The sequence below is a fragment of the Actinoplanes sp. URMC 104 genome, from assembly GCF_051386375.1.
Lineage (GTDB): Bacteria > Actinomycetota > Actinomycetes > Mycobacteriales > Micromonosporaceae > Actinoplanes.
Genome location: NZ_JBPQTO010000012.1, coordinates 265,334 through 284,338, shown reverse-complemented (window position 1 = coordinate 284,338; position 19,005 = coordinate 265,334). Strand labels below are relative to the sequence as shown.

Here is a 19,005-nt window from a genome sequence, read left to right as displayed (position 1 = left end):
GCGCTCAGGCGGCGCATCCGGCCAGCGCGAGGGTCGCGCCGAGGCCGTTCGGGCGGCCCGGCTCGGCGGCGGGCAGCACCAGCGCCGCGCAGCCGGCCTGCACCGCGCCCGCGTCGGCCGGCGAGTCGCCGACCATGAGCGTGCGCTCCGGGTCGGCGCCGAGCATTCCGCACGCCCGCAGGAAGATCGCCGGGTCGGGCTTGATCCGGCCCACCTCGAAGCTCAGGGCGTACGCGTCGATCAGCTCGTGCATGCCCCAGGCGGCGAAGTGCGGGCGGATGTCGAAGCCGATGTTGCTGACCACGGCCACCTTGATCCCGGCGTCGTGCAGCGTGCGCAGCGTCGAGGCGGTGTCCGCGTACGGCAGCCAGCCGTCCGGCCCCAGTAGCCGGTCGTAGAGGGCGTCCGGCAACCCCTCGACGTCCGTGGTGACGGTGGCGGCCAGGCCCGTGTAGGCCGCGCGGTGGCTGTGGGCGTAGAGATCCCGGTCGGCCCAGTGCTCGGCGAGGTGCGGCGGCACCCTGGCCGGCAGCGGCCCGCCGGCGCGGCCCGCTGTGACGAACCTGTCCGCCAGCACGGTGGCGCGCCCCCGGTCGAGCGTGTGACCGCACGCCCCGGCGGCGGCCAGCACCCACGTCACCGGGTCTTCCACCTGCGCCAACGTGCCGTGGAAGTCGAACAGCACGGCCTGCACCTCACGGCGCTGCCGATGGGGAGGGTGATCGGTCGATGCGGCATCCGGCACGCGAGCACCATACCTAAGCGCGCCCCTGCTCCTTTCTGTCACACCCAGGAACTACCGTTGTGGTCATGACGAGTCCCGCCGAACGGTATGCACAGTCCAAGCGGCGGGCGGCCCGGGTGGCCGAGTTTCCGGCGCTCGAGGATTTCATGCTCGACGTCGGCTTCGACCTCGACGATTTCCAGCGCGCCGCCTGCGAGTCGCTCGAACGGGGCAGCGGCGTGCTGGTGTGCGCGCCGACCGGCGCCGGCAAGACGGTCGTCGGCGAGTTCGCCGTGCACCTGGCGTTGCGCGCCGGCGAGCGCAAGTGCTTCTACACCACGCCGATCAAGGCGCTGTCCAACCAGAAGTACCACGACCTGGTGCAGCGCTACGGCCCCGACAAGGTCGGGCTGCTGACCGGCGACAACGCGATCAACGGCGACGCCCCCGTGGTCGTGATGACCACCGAGGTGCTGCGCAACATGCTCTACTCGGGCTCCGCCGCGCTGAAGAACCTGGCGTACGTGGTGATGGACGAGGTGCACTACCTGGCCGACCGGTTCCGCGGCGCGGTGTGGGAAGAGGTCATCATCCACCTGCCGGCCTCGGTCACGCTGGTCTCGCTGTCGGCGACGGTCAGCAACTACGAGGAGTTCGCCGACTGGCTGGTCACCGTCCGCGGCGAGACCGAGGTGGTGGTCAGCGAGCACCGGCCCGTGCCGCTGTGGCAGCACATGCTGGTCGGCCGCCGCATGTTCGACCTGTTCCACGACCCCGACGCGGCGCGCAAGCACGACGTGCACCCCGAGCTGCTGCGCTACACCCGCGAGATGCTGCGGCGCCTCGAGATGACCGACCGGTCCTACGGTCCCGGCCGCGGCGGCCGGTCCCGCCGGTGGCAGCCCCCGCCGCGCGCCGAGGTGGTCGAGCGGCTCGAGCGGGCCGACCTGCTGCCCGCGATCCTGTTCATCTTCAGCCGGGCCGGCTGCGACGCCGCGGTGCAGCAGTGCCTGTCCGCGGGCCTGCGGCTGACCGACGCCGACGAGCGGGCCGAGATCCGCTCGATCGCCGAGGCCCGGGTCGCCTCGATCCCGCGCGAGGACCTGTCCGTGCTGGGCTACTGGGAGTGGCTCGACGGGCTCGAGCGAGGCGTCGCCGCCCACCACGCCGGCATGCTGCCCGCCTTCAAGGAGGCGGTGGAGGAGTGCTTCGTCCGCGGCCTGGTCAAGGCGGTGTTCGCCACCGAGACGCTCGCGCTGGGCATCAACATGCCCGCCCGCTGCGTGGTGCTGAAGCGGCTGGTCAAGTTCAACGGCGAGGCGCACGTCGACCTCACCCCGGGGGAGTACACGCAGCTCACCGGCCGGGCCGGGCGCCGCGGCATCGACGTCGAGGGGCACGCGGTCGTGCTGTGGAGTCCCGAGGTCGACCCCCGGCACGTCGCCGGGCTCGCCTCCACGCGCACCTATCCGCTGCGCTCCTCGTTCCGGCCGTCGTACAACATGGCGGTCAACCTGGTCGGCACGGTCGGCGCCGACAAGGCCCGCGACCTGCTCGAGTCGTCGTTCGCCCAGTTCCAGGCCGACCGCTCGGTGGTGGGCCTGGCCCGCCAGGTGCAGCGCAACGTCGACACCATGCAGACCTACGCCCAGGACGAGGCCTGCCACCACGGCGACTTCGACGAGTACTTCGCGATCCGCGTCGCGATCGCCGACCAGGAGCGCGCGATGGCCCGCCAGGGCGCGACGCAGCGCCGCGCCGCCGCCGTGTCGTCGCTGGAGCGGCTGCGCGTCGGCGACGTGATCCGGGTGCCGCAGGGCCGTCGCGCGGGGCTCGCCGTGGTGCTCGAGGCGCCCGACGGCGGGTTCGGCGAGCCGCGCCCGCTGGTGCTCACCCAGGACCGCTGGGCCGGCCGGGTCAGCCCCGCCGACTTCGCCGGCGCGGCCGAGGTGCTCGAGCGCATCCGCGTGCCCAAGCACTTCAACCACCGCTCGCCGGGCGCCCGCCGCGACCTGGCCGCCCAGATCAGCGCCACCGGCCTCGACCGGCACGGCAGCGGCCGCCGTCGCAGCCGCGGCGGCGCCGACGGGGAGGACCCCGAGATCGCGCTGCTCAAGGTGCAGATGCGCCAGCACCCGTGCCACGCCTGCCCCGACCGCGAGGAGCACGCCCGCTGGGCCGAGCGGCGCCACCGCCTGCAGCGCGACACCGAGGCGCTGCGCGCCAAGGTGGCCGGCCGCACGGGGTCGCTGGCCCGCACGTTCGACCAGGTCTGCGCCGTGCTGGCCGAGCGCGGCTACCTGTCCGGCGACGGCGAGGTCAGCGAGCTCGGCCGCATGCTGGGCCGGATCTGGAGCGAGGCCGACCTGCTGGTCGCCGAGTGCCTGCGGCTGGGCCTGTGGGACCAGCTGGCCCCCGAGGAACTGGCCGCGGCGGTGTCGATGGTGCTCTACGAGTCCCGCCGCGAGGGCGACGACCGCGCCTCGGTGCCCAAGGGCGCGATCACCGAGGCCGTCGACGCCTGCGGCAAGCTGTGGGCCGACATCGCCGCCGACGAGGCCGAGCACGGCCTGTCGCTGACCCGCGAGCCCGACCCGGGCTTCGTCTGGCCGATGTACCGGTGGGCCCGCGGCGAGCCGCTGGCCAAGGTGCTGGCCAGCGGGCACAACTACGACGCCGACATGCCCGCCGGCGACTTCGTCCGCTGGGCGCGGCAGGTGCTCGACCTGCTCGGCCAGCTCCGCGAGGCCTCCGCCGCCTCCGAGTCGCTGCGCGACACGGCCCGCAAGGCGATCACCGCCATCAACCGGGGCATCCTCGCCTACCAGGGCGCCCTGTAGACCGGCGCCGCACATCGATCGCGCACCTCGCGTCGGCCTGCCTGGGCGGCGGCGAGTGGGGCGCGCGGCGGCTGCGGGACCGCCTCGGCGACGTGACCTGACGGGCGCTCACCAGACGTCGCCGTTGCGCCAGTCGCAGGCGAGGGTGCTGTCGAGGTCCAACGTGGCGCCGCCGGCAACCGGGCGGACGAAGGTGCTGTCGTCGTCCTCCGGCGTGCGGGTGAGCCCCGAGGGGGCGAGCACGGCGGTGCGCCCGCGCCACGGCAGCCAGCCGCGCGCCTCGTACAGCCCGCGGCCGGCGGCCGACGCGGAGAGCGCGCCCAGGTGGTACGTGCGGTCGATGACCGCCTCGGCGGCGTCCATCACCTGCGCGGCGAAGCCGTGGCCGCGGCGGTCGGGGTGCACGGCGACGGCCTCCACGTAGCCGCAGCGCCAGGCCCGGTCGCCGTGCAGGAAGCTGCGCTGCACCACGGCGGCGTGCGCCACCAGGTTGCCGCGGTCGAACACGAGCAGGTGCAGGCCGCCGAGGGCGTGGTCCCAGTCGTCGTCGTCGAAACCGCCGGCGAAGGCCTCGTCGAGCAGCCGGCGGATGGCGGCGCGCCGAGCGCCGGAAAGGTCGGCGGTGGGGATCGTGCTGGCCATTCCGCACCGTACCGTAGCTCGGGTGAGAGAGATACGGCTCGCCGCGCGCCCGAACGGGTGGCCCACCGCGGAGACGTTCGAGATCGCCGAGGCGCCGACGCCCGAACCGGGGCCGGGTCAGGTGCTCGTGCGCAACCTGGTCATGTCCGTCGATCCGTACATGCGGGGCCGGATGGACGACGTGAAGTCGTACGTGCCGCCGTTCCAGCTGGGTGCGCCGCTCGAGGGCGCGGCGGTCGGCGAGGTGGTGGCCTCCGAGGCTCCCGAGGTGCCGGTCGGGGCGTACGTCGTGCACGGGCTCGGCTGGCGCGAGTACGCGGCGGTCGACGCGGCGCGGGCCCGCGTGGTGCCGGCGGCGGACAACCTCACGGCGTACCTCGGGGTGCTCGGCATGACGGGGCTCACCGCGTACGTCGGCCTGCTCGACATCGCGCGGTTCGCCGAGGGGGAGACGGTGTTCGTGTCCGGGGCGGCCGGCGCGGTCGGCAGCGTGGCCGGGCAGATCGCGAGGCTGCGCGGTGCGAAGCGGGTGATCGGCAGTGCGGGCTCCGCGGACAAGGTGCGCCACCTGGTGGACGAGCTCGGCTTCGACGCGGCCTTCAACTACAAGGACGGTCCCGTACGGCGTCAGCTCCGCGAGGCGGCTCCGGACGGCATCGACGTGTACTTCGACAACGTCGGCGGCGACCACCTCGAGGCGGCGATCGGCTCGCTGCGCAAGTACGGGCGGGTCGCGCTGTGCGGCGCGATCGCGGCCTACAACGAGACGTCCGCGCCGTCCGCGCCGCGCAACCTGGGCCTGGCGATCGGCAAGGAGCTCACCCTGCGCGGCTTCATCGTCTCCAACCACAACCGGCGCATGCCCGACTTCCTCGCCGAGGTGGGCCCCTGGGTGCGCGACGGCCGCCTCAAGGCCCGCGAAACCGTCGTCGAGGGTCTCGAGAACGCGCCCGCCGCCTTCATCGGCCTGCTCCGCGGCGAGAACACGGGCAAGATGCTCGTCCGCCTCCGGTAGGCGACAGCCGCGGCGGGACCGCGGCGGCGGCGGCCGGGCCTCCGGTAGGCGACAGCCGCGGCGTCGACCCTGGCGGCGGCGGCCGGGACGAGGCGACGATGCAGACATGACCCGACCGTCAGCGCGCGCCGTCGACCAGTACGCGTCCACTACCGCCAACCTGTCCGCCCGCATCGCCATCTACGAGCACAGCACGGACCCGCAGAGCTGGTACGCGTGGCTGGGGGAGCGGCTGCGCCTGAGCGGCGCGGTGCTGGAGGTGGGCGCGGGCACCGGGGCACTGTGGACCCACGTGCGCCACGACGGCATACGGCTGACGCTGGCCGACTTCTCGTCGGCCATGTGCGAACGGCTGCGCGCGGTGCCGGGCGCGGCCGTGGTACGCGCCGACGCGGGCCGGCTGCCGTTCGCCGCGGGCGTCTTCGACGGGCTGGTCGCCAACCACATGCTCTACCACCTCGACGACCCGCGGGTGGCTCTGCGGGAGTTCGCCCGGGTGCTGCGGCCGGGCGGCCGGCTGGCGGTGGCCCTCAACGGCGCGGAGCACCTGGCCGAGCTCGCCGCGCTCGGGTCCGCGGTGGGACGGCCGGACCTGCGGCCGGCGCCGGACCACACCGTCACCGCCGAGAGCGCGGCCGCGTACATCGGTGAGCTTTTCGGCGACGTGAGAGCGGAGCGCTGTCCCGGCACCCTGGAGATCCCGGCCGCGGAGCCGGTTCTGGCCTACCTGGCGAGCCTCGGCCGAGCGCCGCTCACCGCAGACCAGGAGGCCGCCGTACGGGACCACGTGGCTCGGCGGGTGGCGGCGGACGGCGCTTTCCGGGTGCGCCGGCACACCGTCCTGCTGACCGCGACCCGGTGAGCGTCAGCTCGTCGCGCGCGCGGCGGGGTCGCCGACGAGCTCGAGCGCGGCCCGGCGCAGCGCGTCGCTGCGGGCGTACACGGAGGCGCCCGGGCCCGGACGCGGCCGGCCGTCGATACCGCTGTAGCTGCCGCCCGACTCCAGCACGATCAGCGAGGTGGCGGCGAAGTCCCAGATCTGCCCGCCGGTCTGCACGGCCAGGTCGAGGTCGCCGCGCGCCACCATCAGCGCGGGGTGGATCGGCCACGGCAGGGCGGGCGTCACCTCCTTGAGCGGCGCCACCAGCTCGCGGGCCCAGTCCTCGGGGACGACGCCGAGGCGGCTGCCGGCCACCGTGTCCTCGCCCGAGCCGACGTGCACCGGGGTTTCGGCGACCACCCGGCCGCCCACCACGCGGCCCTCGAACGCACCGCCCCCGCGGGTGGCCCACCACAGGCTGCCCTGGGCCGGGTGCGCGGCCACCGCGGCGACCATCTCGCCGTCCTCCTCGAGGGCGATCAGGATCAGCCAGCGGTTGTCGCCCGCGACGAACAGCGCCGTGCCGTCGATCGGGTCGATGATCCAGCGGCGGCCGCCGGCGCCGGTTTGGCCCTCCTCCTCGCCGAGGATCGCGTCCCCCGGGCGGGCGGCGGTCAGCACGTCGCGGATCGCCGACTCGACCGCCCGGTCCGCCATGGTCACCACCGAGCCGTCGGCCTTGACCTCGCGGGGCAGGTCGGCGAGCGCCTCGAAGTGCGGCAACGCCACCGCGGCGCCGGTCATCGCGGCGCGCTGCGCAAGCTGCAGATCCGTCTCCACGTACCCATCCTGCCTTTCGCCGGCGGTCACCCCGAGCGACGCGCGGGGCATGTCACCCGCTCCCGCCGGTCGAACGTCCGTCAGCGGACCTCCGCGACCGCCATCCCGACCACGCCGGCCGGCACCGTGGCGACGACCTCCCCGGACGGGTTCATGACGACGGTCGGGCCCAGGCCCAGATGCGTCGCGCCGCGCGAGCCGGTCACGTCGGCCGCGGCCAGCCACATGCCGGTCTCCAGCACCCGCCGGCGGCGCAGCTCGTTGTGCCGGCTCTGCCAGTGCAGCGCCCGGTCGCGGCGCATCATGTTCTGCGCCGGGTGCACCAGCAGCCGTGCGCCCCGCTCCGCAACGGCCGCCGCGGCGCGCGGATACTGCGCGTCGAAGCAGATGTTGATCCCGAACCGTACGCCCGCGCAGTCGAACACGGGATAGTCGTCGCCCGCGCCGAAGATGCGCTCGCCCCGGGTCAGGAACGTCTTCCGGTACGCCCCGACCGTCCGCCCGCCGTGCAGGACGACCGCCGTATTGGCGAAGCCCCGGGCCCGCCGCTCGATCATGCCAAGCACGACCGTCGGCCGCAGCGCGAGGCGCAGATCGGCGGATAGGGCGTGTTCGCGCACGTGGTTCGCCGTGACCAGATAACCCTGCAGGAAGCACTCCGGGAAGACCAGCAGATCGACCCCGTCGGCCCGCCGGGCGAAGTCGTGCACGACGTCGAGCGCGGCCTCGACGTCGCCGAGGATCTCCGGGGTCTGACAGACTCCGACGAACACGCCCCCATTCTGCCGGACACCGCGCATAGAGTGCCGTGCATGGATGCCGTGGCCGCCCACATCGGGCGCTTCAACGCCGCCGTCACGAGCGGCGACTGGGGGCCTTTCGTCGCCGCACTGCACCCCGACGCCGTGATGACCTTCGTCGGCGTGCCGCCGTTCGTCGGCCGCGACGCGATCGCGGCCGCCTACGCCGCGAACCCGCCCACCGACACCATGCGCGTGGTCACGTCCGACGGCGAGCGGGTCGTCTTCGAGTGGACCCGCGGCGGCACCGGCGTGCTGACGCTCGGCTGGGCGGACGGCCGCGTCGCCGCCATGCACATCGTGTTCACGTCGTGAGCGTCAGTCCGGCAGGGCGTCGTCCTGCTCCTCGCCCTCGGCGCGGTTGGACCGCAGCTCGTTGATGCCGGCGTTGCTGCTGCCTTCCGCGGGCGTCTCGCCGGTGGGCGGCCCGTCGACGGGGAAGTCGTTCGTCTCCGGCAGCCCGGACACGTTCTGGTCGGTGCTGGATCCGGCGTTCGGCGTGTGGGTCATGCAGACGGGGTACCCGCTCCGCGCGCGCTGATGCGGCCGCGCCCGCGCCCGGCTGGCGACCCGTGCGACCGGAACGCGACGCGGAGCCGCCCGAACTGCGGCAATGCGCCTTAACCACCCGCAGCATCGAATCGCCATAGTCAGCCGTCACCCGATCAGCAGCTCAGCATCCGGCCGCGAGCCTCCCGCATCCGGCCGCGAGCCTCCCGCATCCGGCCGCGAGCCTCCCGCATCCGGCCGCAGCCTCCCGCATCCGGCCGCAGCCTCCCGCATCCGGCCGCGAGCCTCCCGCACCCGGCATTCCTCACCCAGCCCGGCTCCCAACCTCGGCATCCCGCCCCACGCCATATCCCGCCATGCACCCAGCTCCGGTGCTCGAACCGTCGGCGCCACCAGCGTCCAATACCAAGCCACCTAGCCTCCTAGGATGCCTTACGGCATGTGCTACGCCGACGAAGCAAAGCGTGCCGAGGTGCGCTGCAAGCGGGCGAGGACGTGCCTACAGCAGCTCGAGCTCGCGCCCTCAAGCGCAACGGCCCGCGGCTTCATCGCCGCGGAGACCCCAATGCCGAGCGCCCCGCCGCACGCACGCCAACGACCCACGGGCGCCCACAGCGCTCAGGCCCCGGTGAGGGGCTCAGCCCTGTGCGGTCACCGGGGCGTGCAGGGTCAGCGTGGTCCAGGCCCCCACGTGCACCCGGTCCCCGTCGTCCAGGGCCCGCGACTGCCCGGCGGTCAGGGGCTGCTGCTCGTCGTTGACGTAGGTGCCGTTGGTGGACCCCACGTCCGAGACCAGCCAGACCCCGTCGACGCTCAGGGTCAGCAGGGCGTGGGAGTGGGAGACGCCGGGGTCCTCGTCGGACAGGTCGATCTCGGGGTGGGTGCCGTGCGACGAGCTGCGCCGGCCGATGCGGACCTGGGGCGGGGGCAGGGCGGCGGTCCGGGGCCGGGCGCCGGCGGGGAAGTCGAGGTTCTCGATCGCGTTCTCCTCGAAGTACGCGCGGTCGGGGGCGATCGTCACGGTCCAGCCGGTCGCAGGGACCGCGGTGGGCGGGGTCAGGGTGGGGACGCGGCCGGTGTCGTGGTCGAAGCCGCAGTCCTCGCAGAAGCGGGCCGTGCCGGTTCGCGGGGTGCCGCAGTTGGGGCAGGGCTGCGCGTCCACGGGGTCGGGTTCGGCTCGGGGGACAGGGGCGGGCACGGCGACGGCGATCTTCGCGCCGCAGGTGTCGCAGAAGTCGCTCTCCTCGGAGGCGTGACCCTTCGGGCAGGCGTACGTCGTCACTGGCCGCGTCCCACCCGCACGGTCTTGGTGGACCGCGTGTCGAGCGCCATCTCGTCCTCCGCGGACACCCTGCGCCGCAGCCGTACGGTGCCGGTCGCCGGGTCCTCGATCTCGACCACGGTGGCCAGCAGCTCGGAGGTGGCCTTGTTGCCGCTCTCGTGCGCGAGTTGCGCCGCCCGGCCGAACTTGATCGTCGCGGTGCGGTCGTCGCCGGACTTGCGGGCCTCGATGCCGGCCTGGATCGCCTCGGCGAGCTCGGCCTGCCCGGTGTAGTGGGCGACCTGCCGGTTGATCCGGGTGGACAGCGCGGCGTCGTCGGTCCATACCGCGCGCACCAGCGCCTGGGTGTGCACCGTGTCGCCCTCGACGACCGAGACGCGGGCGGCCAGCATCTCGTCGCCCGCGGCGCCGGGCGGCACGTCGACGCAGATGTGGTAGTCGCGGCTCTCGGCGCCCCACGAGCCCAGCGGGTAGCGCCCGGCCCGCGCGCCGTCGGCGACCCGCTTGCCGGTCAGGTCGGCCACCTGCGGCTCGACCTGCTTGACGAAGCGGACCGTGGCGTTGACCGGCGTCCACACCTTGAGCTGCACGTCCGCCGCGGTCTTGCCCATCGCGGACGTGATCATCTGCTCGAACGAGGCGGTCAGGCCGGCGGGGCGGGCCACGATGTCGACCGTGCCCAGCATCGCGTCGGCGATCTTGCGGAGCTCGGCGACCTTCCAGTTGGTGCCGACGCCGCGGCAGTCGACGGTGAAGCTGCCGCCGATCTTCTGCAGCACGCTGTCGAGGTAGCCCGTCCGCTCGCCGTTGTCGCCGTCGGTGAGCAGGATGGCGTGGTTGATGGCGCCGGGCCGCTGGGCGAACAGCTGCGCCGCGAGCAGCAGCCACGCGCCCATGGCGGTGCCGCCGTTGGCGTGCAGCCGGTCGATGGCCCAGGTCGCCTCCGCCCGGGTCTGCGCCGACGCGACGGCGAGCTGCCCGGGCGCGGGGAACAGCTGCTGCGCGACGCCCACGCCGGCGATGAGCGCGAAGTGCACGCCGTCGTCGATGCACGCGACCGCGGCCTTGGCGGCCTGCCGGGCGGCGGCGATGCGCCCCTCGGCCTGCATCGACCCGGACGCGTCCACGATGATGATCTCGGTGGAGCCGGCGCCGTGCCGGACCACGCCGGTGCCGGCGGCGCCCGACGAGGTGACCGTCACGATCGCGTTGACCTCGGTCGCCCCGAGCGCGAGGAACTCGTTCTGGAAGGCCTCGGCGGTGTACGTCATCGCTGTCCCTTCGACGGTGTGAGCGGGATCAGGGCCACGGTGATGTTGTCCGCGCCGCCGGCGGTGATCGCGTAGTCGGTGAGCCAGCGGGCGGCGGAGATCAGCGTGCCCTGGTCGCGCAACCCCTCGCGCACGGCCGCGGCGAAGGCGGCCGGGTCGGTCAGGTAGTTCCACAATCCGTCGCTGCACAGCACGAGGTGCCCGGGGTCGCCGACGACGAACTCCGCCGTACGCGGCGTGATCGCCCCCGCGTCCGCGCCGAGCCACGCGGTGATCGCGTGGGCCTTGGGGTCGCGCATCGCCTGTTCCGGGTCGGCGCCCAGGGCGATCACGTGGGTGGCCCACGAGTCGTCCTCGGTGAGCTGTTCGGCGGCGCCCTCGGAGGGGACCCAGTAGGCCCGGCTGTCGCCGATCCATCCGACCGTGACGCTGCTGCCGCGCACGGTCGCCGCGACGATCGTGCAGGCCGGGTTGGAGGCGGCGCGGCGCGGGTCGCCCTCGGCGGCCAGCGCGGCCACGGCGGTCTGCGCGGACCCGATCGCGGCGGCCACGTCGCCGGCGGGCAGCGCGGAGCCGGCGGCGGTCACCGCGGTCAGCGAGGCCACGTCCGGGTCGAACGACGAGGACACGCCGTCGCTGACCACCACGTCGACGTCGGCGCCGCGGGTGGCCAGCCACATCGCGTCCTCGTTGCGGTGGTGGCGCAGTCCCCGGTCGGTCACCGCCGCGGCCACCGCGCCGCAGTCGGTCTCGAGGTGGTCGCGTTCCCGCCCGGCCAGCATGCCGCAGGTGCCGCAGTACCCGTCCTCGCCCACGCCCCCGGCCACGCCGCAGTGGGGGCACTGCGGCTCGGGCAGCAGGGATCGTCCGCAGACCTCGCAGAAGGTCGCTCCGGCGGCACGCTCGTCGGCGCACGAGGCGCAGTCAGTCATCGTCATCGGGCCTCGCTGTTTCGTTCACCAGTCACCAAAGGGGAGCTCATGTGCGCGTCCGGGGGCGCGACGCGTTCGCCAGGTCTACCAGGCGGATCTTCTCGGCGCCGTGCGCCGCGCGGGCCATCTCGCGGTACGCCTCCTCGAGCGCGAACCGGATGTCGCGCTCGCGGACGCTGCCGCTGCGGTCCGCCCCGAGCACCGCCGCGGGCAGCGTAGCGCCGCCGGTGACCGTGCGCAGCGCCTGTTCGAGCAGTTCGGCGCGCAGAGCGGCCAGTTGTGCCGCTTCCACCTCGAGCCGGTCGATGAGCGCGGCCGCCGCGGACAGCGCGTCGACGTCGGGCGCCGCGGACGGGTGCGCCTGCACGAGCGCCCGGACCGCCCCGACCTGGGAGGTGCGGTAGGCGGAGGAGGTGCCGGGGACCCGGTTGTACGCCTCGACCGCGCCCGGCCGGTCGCCGGCGCGCAGCCGGCAGCGGGCCAGCCCGGCGGCCGCGGCCGTGTAGGACGGGTCGGTGCGGCTGACCACGTCGTAGTGGGCGGCCGCGGCCGGGTCACCGGCCAGCTCCAGGGCCATTCCCAGCGCGAGCTGCGGCGCGAGCTCGCCGGGCAGCGCCGACCAGACGGCGTCGAACCGTTGCCGGGCCGCCGCGTGGTCGCCCCCGGCCAGCGACAGCAGCCCGTCGTACCAGGCCACCCGCCAGTCCGCCGGGTCGGAGGCGAGCAGCCGGTCGCAGGCCTGGCGCGCCTCGCCGAACGAGCCCGACCGGGCGGCCAGGTCGATGCGGGCCCGCAGCGCGCGCAGCCGCACCTCGACGGTGTCCACGGGCGCCGAGGCCAGCAGCGTCAGCACCTCGGCGGGGTCGGTCACGGTCACCGAGGCCAGGAACACGGCGGCCGGGTCGGCGAGGTCGATCAGCGGGGTCGGCAGGTCCTGCCAGCGTGCGGTGTCCGAGCGCGGGTCGGTGCGCAGCTCGCCGGTGAACAGCCGGGACGCGGCCGGGTGCGGGGTGCCGCTCGCGGCGAGCACCTGGCGCAGCACGCCCAGCATCTGCTCGGCCATCTCGGCCGCGTCGACGAAGCGCTCGGCGGGCGCGGGCCGGGTGGCCCGCAGCAGCAGCCGGTAGAACGACTCGTGCCGCCGGTAGACCTCGAACTCGCCGCGGTCGGGCAGGCTGTCGGCGAACGTGGTCTGGTAGCCGCGGAAGTCCGTCGTGAGCACGGCGAGCGTACGCCCGATGGTGTAGAGGTCCGAGGCCACCGACGGGCCCAGCGTGGCCAGCTCGGGCGCCTGGAATCCGACCGTGCCGTACAGCGCCGCGTCCTGGTCGTCGACGTGCACGACGCCGCCGAGGTCGATCAGCTTCATCTGGTCGCCGGCCTGGATGACGTTGTCCGGCTTGAAGTCGCAGTAGATGAGCCCGCGGTCGTGCAGGTAGCCGAACGCCGGCATGATCTCGAGCAGGTACGCGAGCGCCTGGTCGACCGGCAGCGGGTCGGAGCTGTCGCCGTTGGCCGCGCGCCGCGCCTTGAGGATGCCCTTGAGCGACTCGCCGCCCACGTACTCCATCACGATGTAGCCGGCGCCGTCGTGCTCGACGAAGTTGTAGATCTTGACGATGTTGGGGTGCTCGACCTCGGCCAGGAAGCGCCGCTCGGCGACCGCGGCGGCCAGCGCGTCCTCGTCGCCTGCGTTGAGCAGGCCCTTGAGCACCACCCAGCGGTCCGAGACGTTCTTGTCGACGGCCAGGTAGATCCAGCCGAGGCCGCCGTGCGCCAGCGCGCCGACCACCTCGTACTGCCCGCCGATCAGGTCGCCCTTGACCAGCTTCGGGGTGAAGTTGAACGGCTCGCCGCAGGCCGGGCAGAAGCCCGACGTGCGCCCCGGCCGGTCCCCGCGGGCGCGGCCGACGGCGGTGCCGCACTTGGCGCAGTACCGCTTGGACTCGGGCACCTCGGCGCCGGCCATGACGGCGGTCGCCGGGTCCGGCTGGGTGATCGGCGCGATGTCGACCAGCCCGCCGCCGAAGCGGCGCCGGGTTCCGGTGCGGGAGCTGCCGGTGCGGGCCGAGGCGGACGTACGGGTGGACAGCGCGGCCGAGCGCACCGAGGGCGCGGTGGCCTCGCGCGGCTTGGGCACCGCGGCCCGGGGCGCCAGCCCGCAGGTGTCGCAGTAGCCGTCCTCGATCGTTCCGGGGCAGTCGCGCTGGCACTTCATCGGCTGGTCCTCGCGATCGTGGCGGTGAGCGCGTCCTGGTAGGCGGCGACGGCCCGGCTCGCGGCGGTCAGCTCGCACGGCGCGACGGAGAGCGCCTCGCGGGCGGCCGCGGCCAGCGGCGCCAGCTCGGTGTGCTCGGCCAGCCCGCGCCGCAGCGCCTTGGCCTGGTAGGCGTCGAGGCGCCCGCGCAGCTCGTTGCGGGTGGCGAGCAGCCCGGCGTTGCGGGCGGCGCCGTCGCGCAGCTGGGTCAGCCGCAGCCGGGCCCGGCGGGTCCAGTCGGCGAGCCGGGGGCTGATCAGCGACCAGTGCCCGGCGGCGGCGAGCGCGTCGATCGCGGCGAGGTCGGGGCGCAGGTCGCCGGCGGGCACGGCGGCGATCTCGTGCGGCGGGAACCGGTCGGCGGCGTTGTCGGCGGCGGCGTGCGCCTGTTCGGTGGCCGCGGCGAGCTCGGCGGCGAGGCGGTGCGCGTCGGCGAGCCGCTGGGTGAGCGTCTCGCGCAGCTCGCCGGCCGAGGTCCGCTCGGCGTCGGCGCGCTGGATCAGCGTGCGGACCGCCGCCAGGTCGCGCTCCTGCACGCCGAGCGGATCGCTCGCCAGCGCCGCCGTGAACTGCCGCAGCCGCCGGTCGGCCTCGTCGAGGGTGGCCGTGCTCCCACCCGATCGCCGGGTCAGTTCCCGTACGGTCTCCAGCGCGCTCGCCGCCTGCGCCGCGGCCGGCAGCAGCCGGTCCCACGCCTCGCTCGCGCCGGTGACGACCCCCACCGCGGTGGCGAACGCGGCCTCCATCGCGGCCAGCAGCTCGCCGGGCGTGCAGGTGGCGCTGACCCGGCCGGGGCCGAGCAGCCCGCGCTGGGCCAGCGGCACCGTGGTGGTCGACAGCGTGATCGACGCGCCGAGCACCTTGTGCCGGAAGCGGGCGCGCTCGGCGTCGCCGGGGCGCCGCACGTCGCGCAGCTCCCGGGCGCGGGCGATGGTCTCGGTGAGCAGCCGGTAGCCGTCCCACAGCTCGGTGAGCGCCTCGGTCGCGTCGGCCCACGCGGCGGCCGTGCGCCCGGACAGCCGCGACCGGTCGAGCTCCTTGCGGGCCGGGTTGTCGTCGAGGTCGACCAGGTTCGCCGCGATGGCTGCGACCGCCGTCTCCAGGCGCAGGAGCTCGTCCTCGGGCCGAGCGGTCATCGGTAGACGGCCTTCGGCGGCGCGGGCGCCGGGCCGAAGTCGCCCAGCCACTTCTCGTACGTCCGCTTCCAGGTGCCGTCGGCGCGGTTGCGCTCGAGGACGGCGTTGACGAAGCGGGTGAACTCGGGGTGCGCCGGCGACATCGCGATGGCGTACGGCTCCTCGGTGAACCGCGGGCCGACGACCCGGGCGTACGGGTCCTGGGCGGCCATCCCGGCCAGGATCGTGTCGTCGGTCGAGATGCCGTCGACCTCGTTGCGCTGGAACGCGACGAGGCAGTCGCCGAAGGCCGCCCTGGCGACCGGGACGGGCTTGGAGCGCACCTTGCCGATGTTCTCGAACGAGGTGGAGCCGGCCACCGAGCACACCTTCTTGCCGCCGAGGTCCTCGATGCTGCGGGCGGTCGAGGTGGAGGAGACCAGCACCCGCTGCCCGGCCTCGTAGTAGACGCTGGAGAAGGCGACGTCCCGCCAGCGCTCGCAGTTCGCCGTCATGGTGTCCGCGACGATATCGACACTGCCGTCGGCGGCGGAACTGACCCGCTTGTCGTAGCCGATCACCTTGATCTGCAGCTTGCCGGGGTCGCCGAAGATGGCCTGGGCGATCTGGCGGCCCATGTCGACGTCGAACCCCTCGATCCGGCCGGTGAACGGGTTGCGCGAGCTGAACAGCAGCGTGTCCTGGCTGGTGCCGAGCACGAGCCGGCCGCGTTTGAGGATCGTCTCCATGTAGGTGCCGGCGGGCATCGCGCCGGGCGCGGGCAGGGCCCCGGCCGGGCGCAGGCTGGCGCGGGGGTTGCACGCGGGCACCGGCGGCGAGTCCGTCGGCGGAACCGTGGTGGCCCTCGCCTCGCCGGGCTGGACGGTGACGCTCGGCAGCGGGCTGGTGTCGCCGGAGCAGCCGGCGAGGGCGGCGGTCGCGGCGAGCGCGGCGGCGGCGAGTGCGGCTCGAAGGCGCATCAGCGGTACTCCTCCAGTCGCGCGCGCAGCCCGGCGAAGGCCAGGACGCAGACGGCCAGGGCCAGCAGCGGCCCGAGCACGGTCAGCGCCCCGAGCCCGTCGCCTGCCGCGTCGATCTCGTCGGTGAAGAACGCCTTGCGGTTCTCCATCGCGCTGTCCAGGTGGGCCCGCACCGACTCGAAGGCCTGGGTGGTGCCGGTGCCGACCGCCAGCGCGACCGCCCGGTCGTACTGGCCGTTGTCGTCGAGCGCGCGCACGTCCTCGTGGAGCTTCTCGTAGCGCTGGAACTCCCGCGCCGCGCCGGCCATCGTGTCGCCGAGCCCGGGATCGAGCCGGCCGTAGTCGTTGACCATCGGGCCGCCGGTCTGCCCGAGCAGTCCCGCGACGGTGTCGAAGTCGACCTCGTACGGCCCGCTGCCCGCGCGGGCGGCGAGGGTGAGCGCCTCGTCGCCGCGCGCCTGCAGCGCCAGGATGCGGCTCTCGGCGATCGACGCGATCGGCCCCGACCCGGAGCCTGCGGCGCTGTTGAGCCGGGTCTGCTGCGAGATGAAGATCGTCATGACGCCGAGGGTGAGCACCAGTGCCACCGCGGTGGCCGCCAGCAGCGGCACGTTGAACGTGCGGCGCGTCCGGCGGCTCAGGTAGCGCTGGGTGAGCACCAGCGCGAACAGCAGCGCCAGCAACGAGGCCACCAGCAGGCCCATCCAGCCGACCGCCGCGGCCCGGTGGTAGCCGTCGTCCACCTCGTCCTGCGCGTCGCGGAACAGCGTGCGCGCCTGCGGCTGCAGCGTGTCGCGGTTGAGGCGGGAGGCCTCCGACAGGTACGAGGCGCCGATCGGCAGCCCCTGGCGGTTGTTGGCGCGGGCGGTCGCCACCAGCTCGGCGTACTCGGCGATGCCGGCCGACAGCGACCGTACGGCCGTTGCCGCCCGCCCGTCGTCCGGGGCGCGCCGGGCCGCCGAGGTCAGCGCGGTCGTGGCGCGGGCGAGGTCGTCGTCGTAGCGGCGGGTCAGTGCCGCCGGCTCGAGCCCGCCCGCGAGGAACGCCTGCGCGGCGGTCGTGTCGGCGTCGGCCAGCGCCGAGTAGACCGTCTCGGCCTCGATCAGCAGCGGCTGCGCCCGGTCGCCCAGGTCGTCGGTGCCGGCCCGCGCCGAGGCGCCGGTGATGCCCGCCAGCAGGCCGCTGAGCAGGCCCAGCGACACCAGCAGGGCGATCAGCAGCTGCAGCCGGCCGGGCGAGGTGCGGCGCAGCTCACGCAGCCGGCGCAGGGCCGGGGCCGGCCGCGCCGCCAGGGCAGTGCTCAAACTTCCCCCCGTCGTCGTGCGGCCTTCCACTGTGTGGCATCGGCGCAACCGGCCGGCGCGGGGTCAGCTCAGCTCGCGCTTGAGCAGCTTGCCGGTCGCGGTCATCGGCAGCGACTCCACGATGCTGACCAGCCGCGGGTACTTGTAGGCGGCCATCTGCTGTTTGCCCCACTCGACCAGCTCGGCCTCGGTGACGGTGGCGCCCGGCTTGAGGATCACGAACGCCTTGACCTCCTCGCCGTGGCTGGGGTGCGGCACGCCGATGACCGCGGCCAGCGACACCGCCTCGTGGGTCAGCAGGACCTCCTCGATCTCGCGCGGGTACACGTTGAAGCCGCCGCGGATGATCATGTCTTTGGCCCGGTCGACGATGTAGTAGTAGCCGTCCTTGTCGCGCCGGCCCAGGTCGCCGCTGCGGAACCAGCCGTCGCGCACCACCTCGGCGGTCGCCTCGGGCCGGTTGTAGTAGCCGCGCATGATGTTGTGGCCGCGGATCGCGATCTCGCCGATCTCGTCGGCGCCCTCGACGGTGTTCCACTCCGGGTCGATCAGCTTGAGCTCGACACCCCAGATGGGTACGCCGATCGAGCCCGGCCGCGGCTCGGCGCCCGGCTTGCTGAACGTGGCGACCGGCGAGGTCTCCGAGAGCCCGTACCCCTCGAGGATCGTCACCCCGAGCCGCTCCCGGACCTCCTTGATGATCTCGACCGGCAGGCTGGAGCCGCCGGACACGGCCACGCGCATGTTGCGCGCGATCCGCTCGACGTCGACGCCCTCGGTGAGCGCGTTGAGCAGCCCCCACCACATCGTCGGCACGCCGGCGAAGAACGTGACGTCCTCGTCCTGCAGCAGCTTGACCGCCGCGGCGGCGTCGAAGCGGGGCAGCAGCACGAGCGTCGCCGCGGTGGCGAAGCCCGCGTTCATGTTGACCGTCGAGCCGAACGAGTGGAACAGCGGCAGCACCAGCAGGTGGGTGTCGGTGCCCGGCTCGCCGCCGAACAGCCGGTTGCAGGTCAGCGCGTTGAACAGCAGGTTCGCGTGCGACAGCTCGGCGCCCTTGGCCTGCCCGGTGGTGCCGCTGGTGTAGAGGATGACCGCCGGGTCGGTCTCGGGCAGCAGCACCGCCTCGAACACCGGCGCCTTCCCCGCCAGCGCGGACCCGAGCGTCTCGGCGCCCTCGATCGGCGACGGCGCGGCCGGGTCCGCGGTGATCAGCAGGAACGTCTCGCAGCCGTCGGTCTGCTGGAAGCCCGTGAACCCCTCGGCGCCCATCGGCAGCTCCGGGGTGCCCTGGAAGCACAGGTACGCCTTGGCCTGCGAGTCGCGCAGGTGGTAGGCGATCTCGCGGCCCTTGAGCAGCACGTTGAGCGGCACCACGACGGCGCCCGCCTTGAGGATGCCGTAGTAGACCACCGGGAAGTACGGCAGGTTGGGGCACGACAGCGCCACCTTGTCGCCGGGGCGGATCCCACGCTCGACGAGCAGGTTGGCCACCTGGTTGGCGGCCGCGTCGACCTGCGCGTAGGTCAGGCGCCGGTCACCGAGGACGACGGCCGCCCGCTCCGGGTGGTTACGGGCGCTGTCCTCGAGCAGGATCGAGAGGTTGAGCATGCGGTCGTTCCCCTTCGCGGCGTCGGCGTGACTGCCGTCTCATCCCAGCACGCCCCGCCGAC

The 19,005-nt window shown here is 74.2% G+C and carries 17 protein-coding genes; 4 read left to right on the top strand and 13 right to left on the bottom strand.

The window, feature by feature from the left end; genetic code table 11:
* Window positions 1-4 precede the first annotated feature (4 nt).
* Complete coding sequence (locus ACSNN8_RS40175) at window positions 5-745, bottom strand: HAD family hydrolase (RefSeq protein ID WP_436656121.1); 741 nt, start codon at window positions 743-745, stop codon at window positions 5-7.
* Window positions 746-810: 65 nt separating this feature from the next.
* Here ACSNN8_RS40175 and ACSNN8_RS40170 point away from each other — a divergent pair, with 65 nt between their 5' ends.
* Window positions 811-3,564 (top strand): DEAD/DEAH box helicase, encoded by a 2,754-nt coding sequence (locus tag ACSNN8_RS40170; protein ID WP_436656119.1) that lies wholly within the window; start codon window positions 811-813, stop codon window positions 3,562-3,564.
* Window positions 3,565-3,672: 108 nt separating this feature from the next.
* Here ACSNN8_RS40170 and ACSNN8_RS40165 read toward each other — a convergent pair whose 3' ends face one another.
* Complete coding sequence (locus ACSNN8_RS40165; protein ID WP_436656117.1) at window positions 3,673-4,206, bottom strand: GNAT family N-acetyltransferase; 534 nt, start codon at window positions 4,204-4,206, stop codon at window positions 3,673-3,675.
* Between the two features lie 22 nt (window positions 4,207-4,228).
* Between ACSNN8_RS40165 and ACSNN8_RS40160 the strand changes: the two genes are divergently transcribed.
* Both ACSNN8_RS40160 and ACSNN8_RS40155 read left to right on the top strand, forming a co-directional pair.
* A complete protein-coding gene (locus ACSNN8_RS40160; protein ID WP_436656115.1) occupies window positions 4,229-5,221 on the top strand; it encodes an NADP-dependent oxidoreductase in 993 nt (330 codons plus the stop codon).
* A gap of 106 nt (window positions 5,222-5,327) precedes the next feature.
* Window positions 5,328-6,083: a class I SAM-dependent methyltransferase gene (locus ACSNN8_RS40155; protein ID WP_436656113.1), complete on the top strand. Its 756-nt coding sequence runs from the start codon at window positions 5,328-5,330 to the stop codon at window positions 6,081-6,083.
* A gap of 3 nt (window positions 6,084-6,086) precedes the next feature.
* Here the strand turns inward: ACSNN8_RS40155 and ACSNN8_RS40150 are convergent, their stop codons facing one another.
* On the bottom strand, window positions 6,087-6,881 hold the full coding sequence (locus tag ACSNN8_RS40150) for an inositol monophosphatase family protein (RefSeq protein ID WP_436656111.1): 795 nt from the start codon (window positions 6,879-6,881) through the stop codon (window positions 6,087-6,089).
* Between the two features lie 80 nt (window positions 6,882-6,961).
* Window positions 6,962-7,654, bottom strand: a complete 693-nt coding sequence (locus ACSNN8_RS40145; RefSeq protein ID WP_436656109.1) for a carbon-nitrogen hydrolase family protein — start codon at window positions 7,652-7,654, stop codon at window positions 6,962-6,964.
* A gap of 39 nt (window positions 7,655-7,693) precedes the next feature.
* On the opposite strand from ACSNN8_RS40145, the gene ACSNN8_RS40140 reads away from it, so the two are divergent.
* Complete coding sequence (locus ACSNN8_RS40140) at window positions 7,694-7,996, top strand: nuclear transport factor 2 family protein (RefSeq protein WP_436656107.1); 303 nt, start codon at window positions 7,694-7,696, stop codon at window positions 7,994-7,996.
* Window positions 7,997-7,999: 3 nt separating this feature from the next.
* Here the strand turns inward: ACSNN8_RS40140 and ACSNN8_RS40135 are convergent, their stop codons facing one another.
* The 9 genes from ACSNN8_RS40135 to ACSNN8_RS40095 form a co-directional block, all read right to left on the bottom strand.
* Complete coding sequence (locus ACSNN8_RS40135) at window positions 8,000-8,191, bottom strand: hypothetical protein (RefSeq protein ID WP_436656105.1); 192 nt, start codon at window positions 8,189-8,191, stop codon at window positions 8,000-8,002.
* 637 nt (window positions 8,192-8,828) lie between these two features.
* Complete coding sequence (locus tag ACSNN8_RS40130; RefSeq protein ID WP_436656103.1) at window positions 8,829-9,473, bottom strand: FHA domain-containing protein; 645 nt, start codon at window positions 9,471-9,473, stop codon at window positions 8,829-8,831.
* On the bottom strand, window positions 9,470-10,744 hold the full coding sequence (locus tag ACSNN8_RS40125) for a VWA domain-containing protein (protein WP_436656101.1): 1,275 nt from the start codon (window positions 10,742-10,744) through the stop codon (window positions 9,470-9,472). The genes ACSNN8_RS40130 and ACSNN8_RS40125 overlap by 4 nt, the downstream gene beginning before the upstream one ends.
* Window positions 10,741-11,682, bottom strand: coding sequence for a protein phosphatase 2C domain-containing protein (locus tag ACSNN8_RS40120; RefSeq protein WP_436656099.1), 942 nt, complete (start codon window positions 11,680-11,682; stop codon window positions 10,741-10,743). Before ACSNN8_RS40120 ends, ACSNN8_RS40125 begins: the two co-directional genes overlap by 4 nt.
* A gap of 40 nt (window positions 11,683-11,722) precedes the next feature.
* Window positions 11,723-13,894: a tetratricopeptide repeat protein gene (locus tag ACSNN8_RS40115; protein ID WP_436656097.1), complete on the bottom strand. Its 2,172-nt coding sequence runs from the start codon at window positions 13,892-13,894 to the stop codon at window positions 11,723-11,725.
* Window positions 13,891-15,069 carry a hypothetical protein gene (locus ACSNN8_RS40110; RefSeq protein WP_436656095.1) on the bottom strand — a complete coding sequence of 393 codons (1,179 nt, stop codon included), beginning with the start codon at window positions 15,067-15,069 and terminating at the stop codon, window positions 13,891-13,893. The genes ACSNN8_RS40115 and ACSNN8_RS40110 overlap by 4 nt, the downstream gene beginning before the upstream one ends.
* Complete coding sequence (locus tag ACSNN8_RS40105) at window positions 15,066-16,028, bottom strand: glutamate ABC transporter substrate-binding protein (protein ID WP_436656093.1); 963 nt, start codon at window positions 16,026-16,028, stop codon at window positions 15,066-15,068. The genes ACSNN8_RS40110 and ACSNN8_RS40105 overlap by 4 nt, the downstream gene beginning before the upstream one ends.
* Window positions 16,028-17,332 (bottom strand): hypothetical protein, encoded by a 1,305-nt coding sequence (locus ACSNN8_RS40100; protein WP_436656091.1) that lies wholly within the window; start codon window positions 17,330-17,332, stop codon window positions 16,028-16,030. The genes ACSNN8_RS40105 and ACSNN8_RS40100 overlap by 1 nt, the downstream gene beginning before the upstream one ends.
* Before the next feature lie 63 nt (window positions 17,333-17,395).
* Complete coding sequence (locus tag ACSNN8_RS40095; RefSeq protein WP_436656089.1) at window positions 17,396-18,943, bottom strand: long-chain-fatty-acid--CoA ligase; 1,548 nt, start codon at window positions 18,941-18,943, stop codon at window positions 17,396-17,398.
* Window positions 18,944-19,005: the final 62 nt, after the last annotated feature.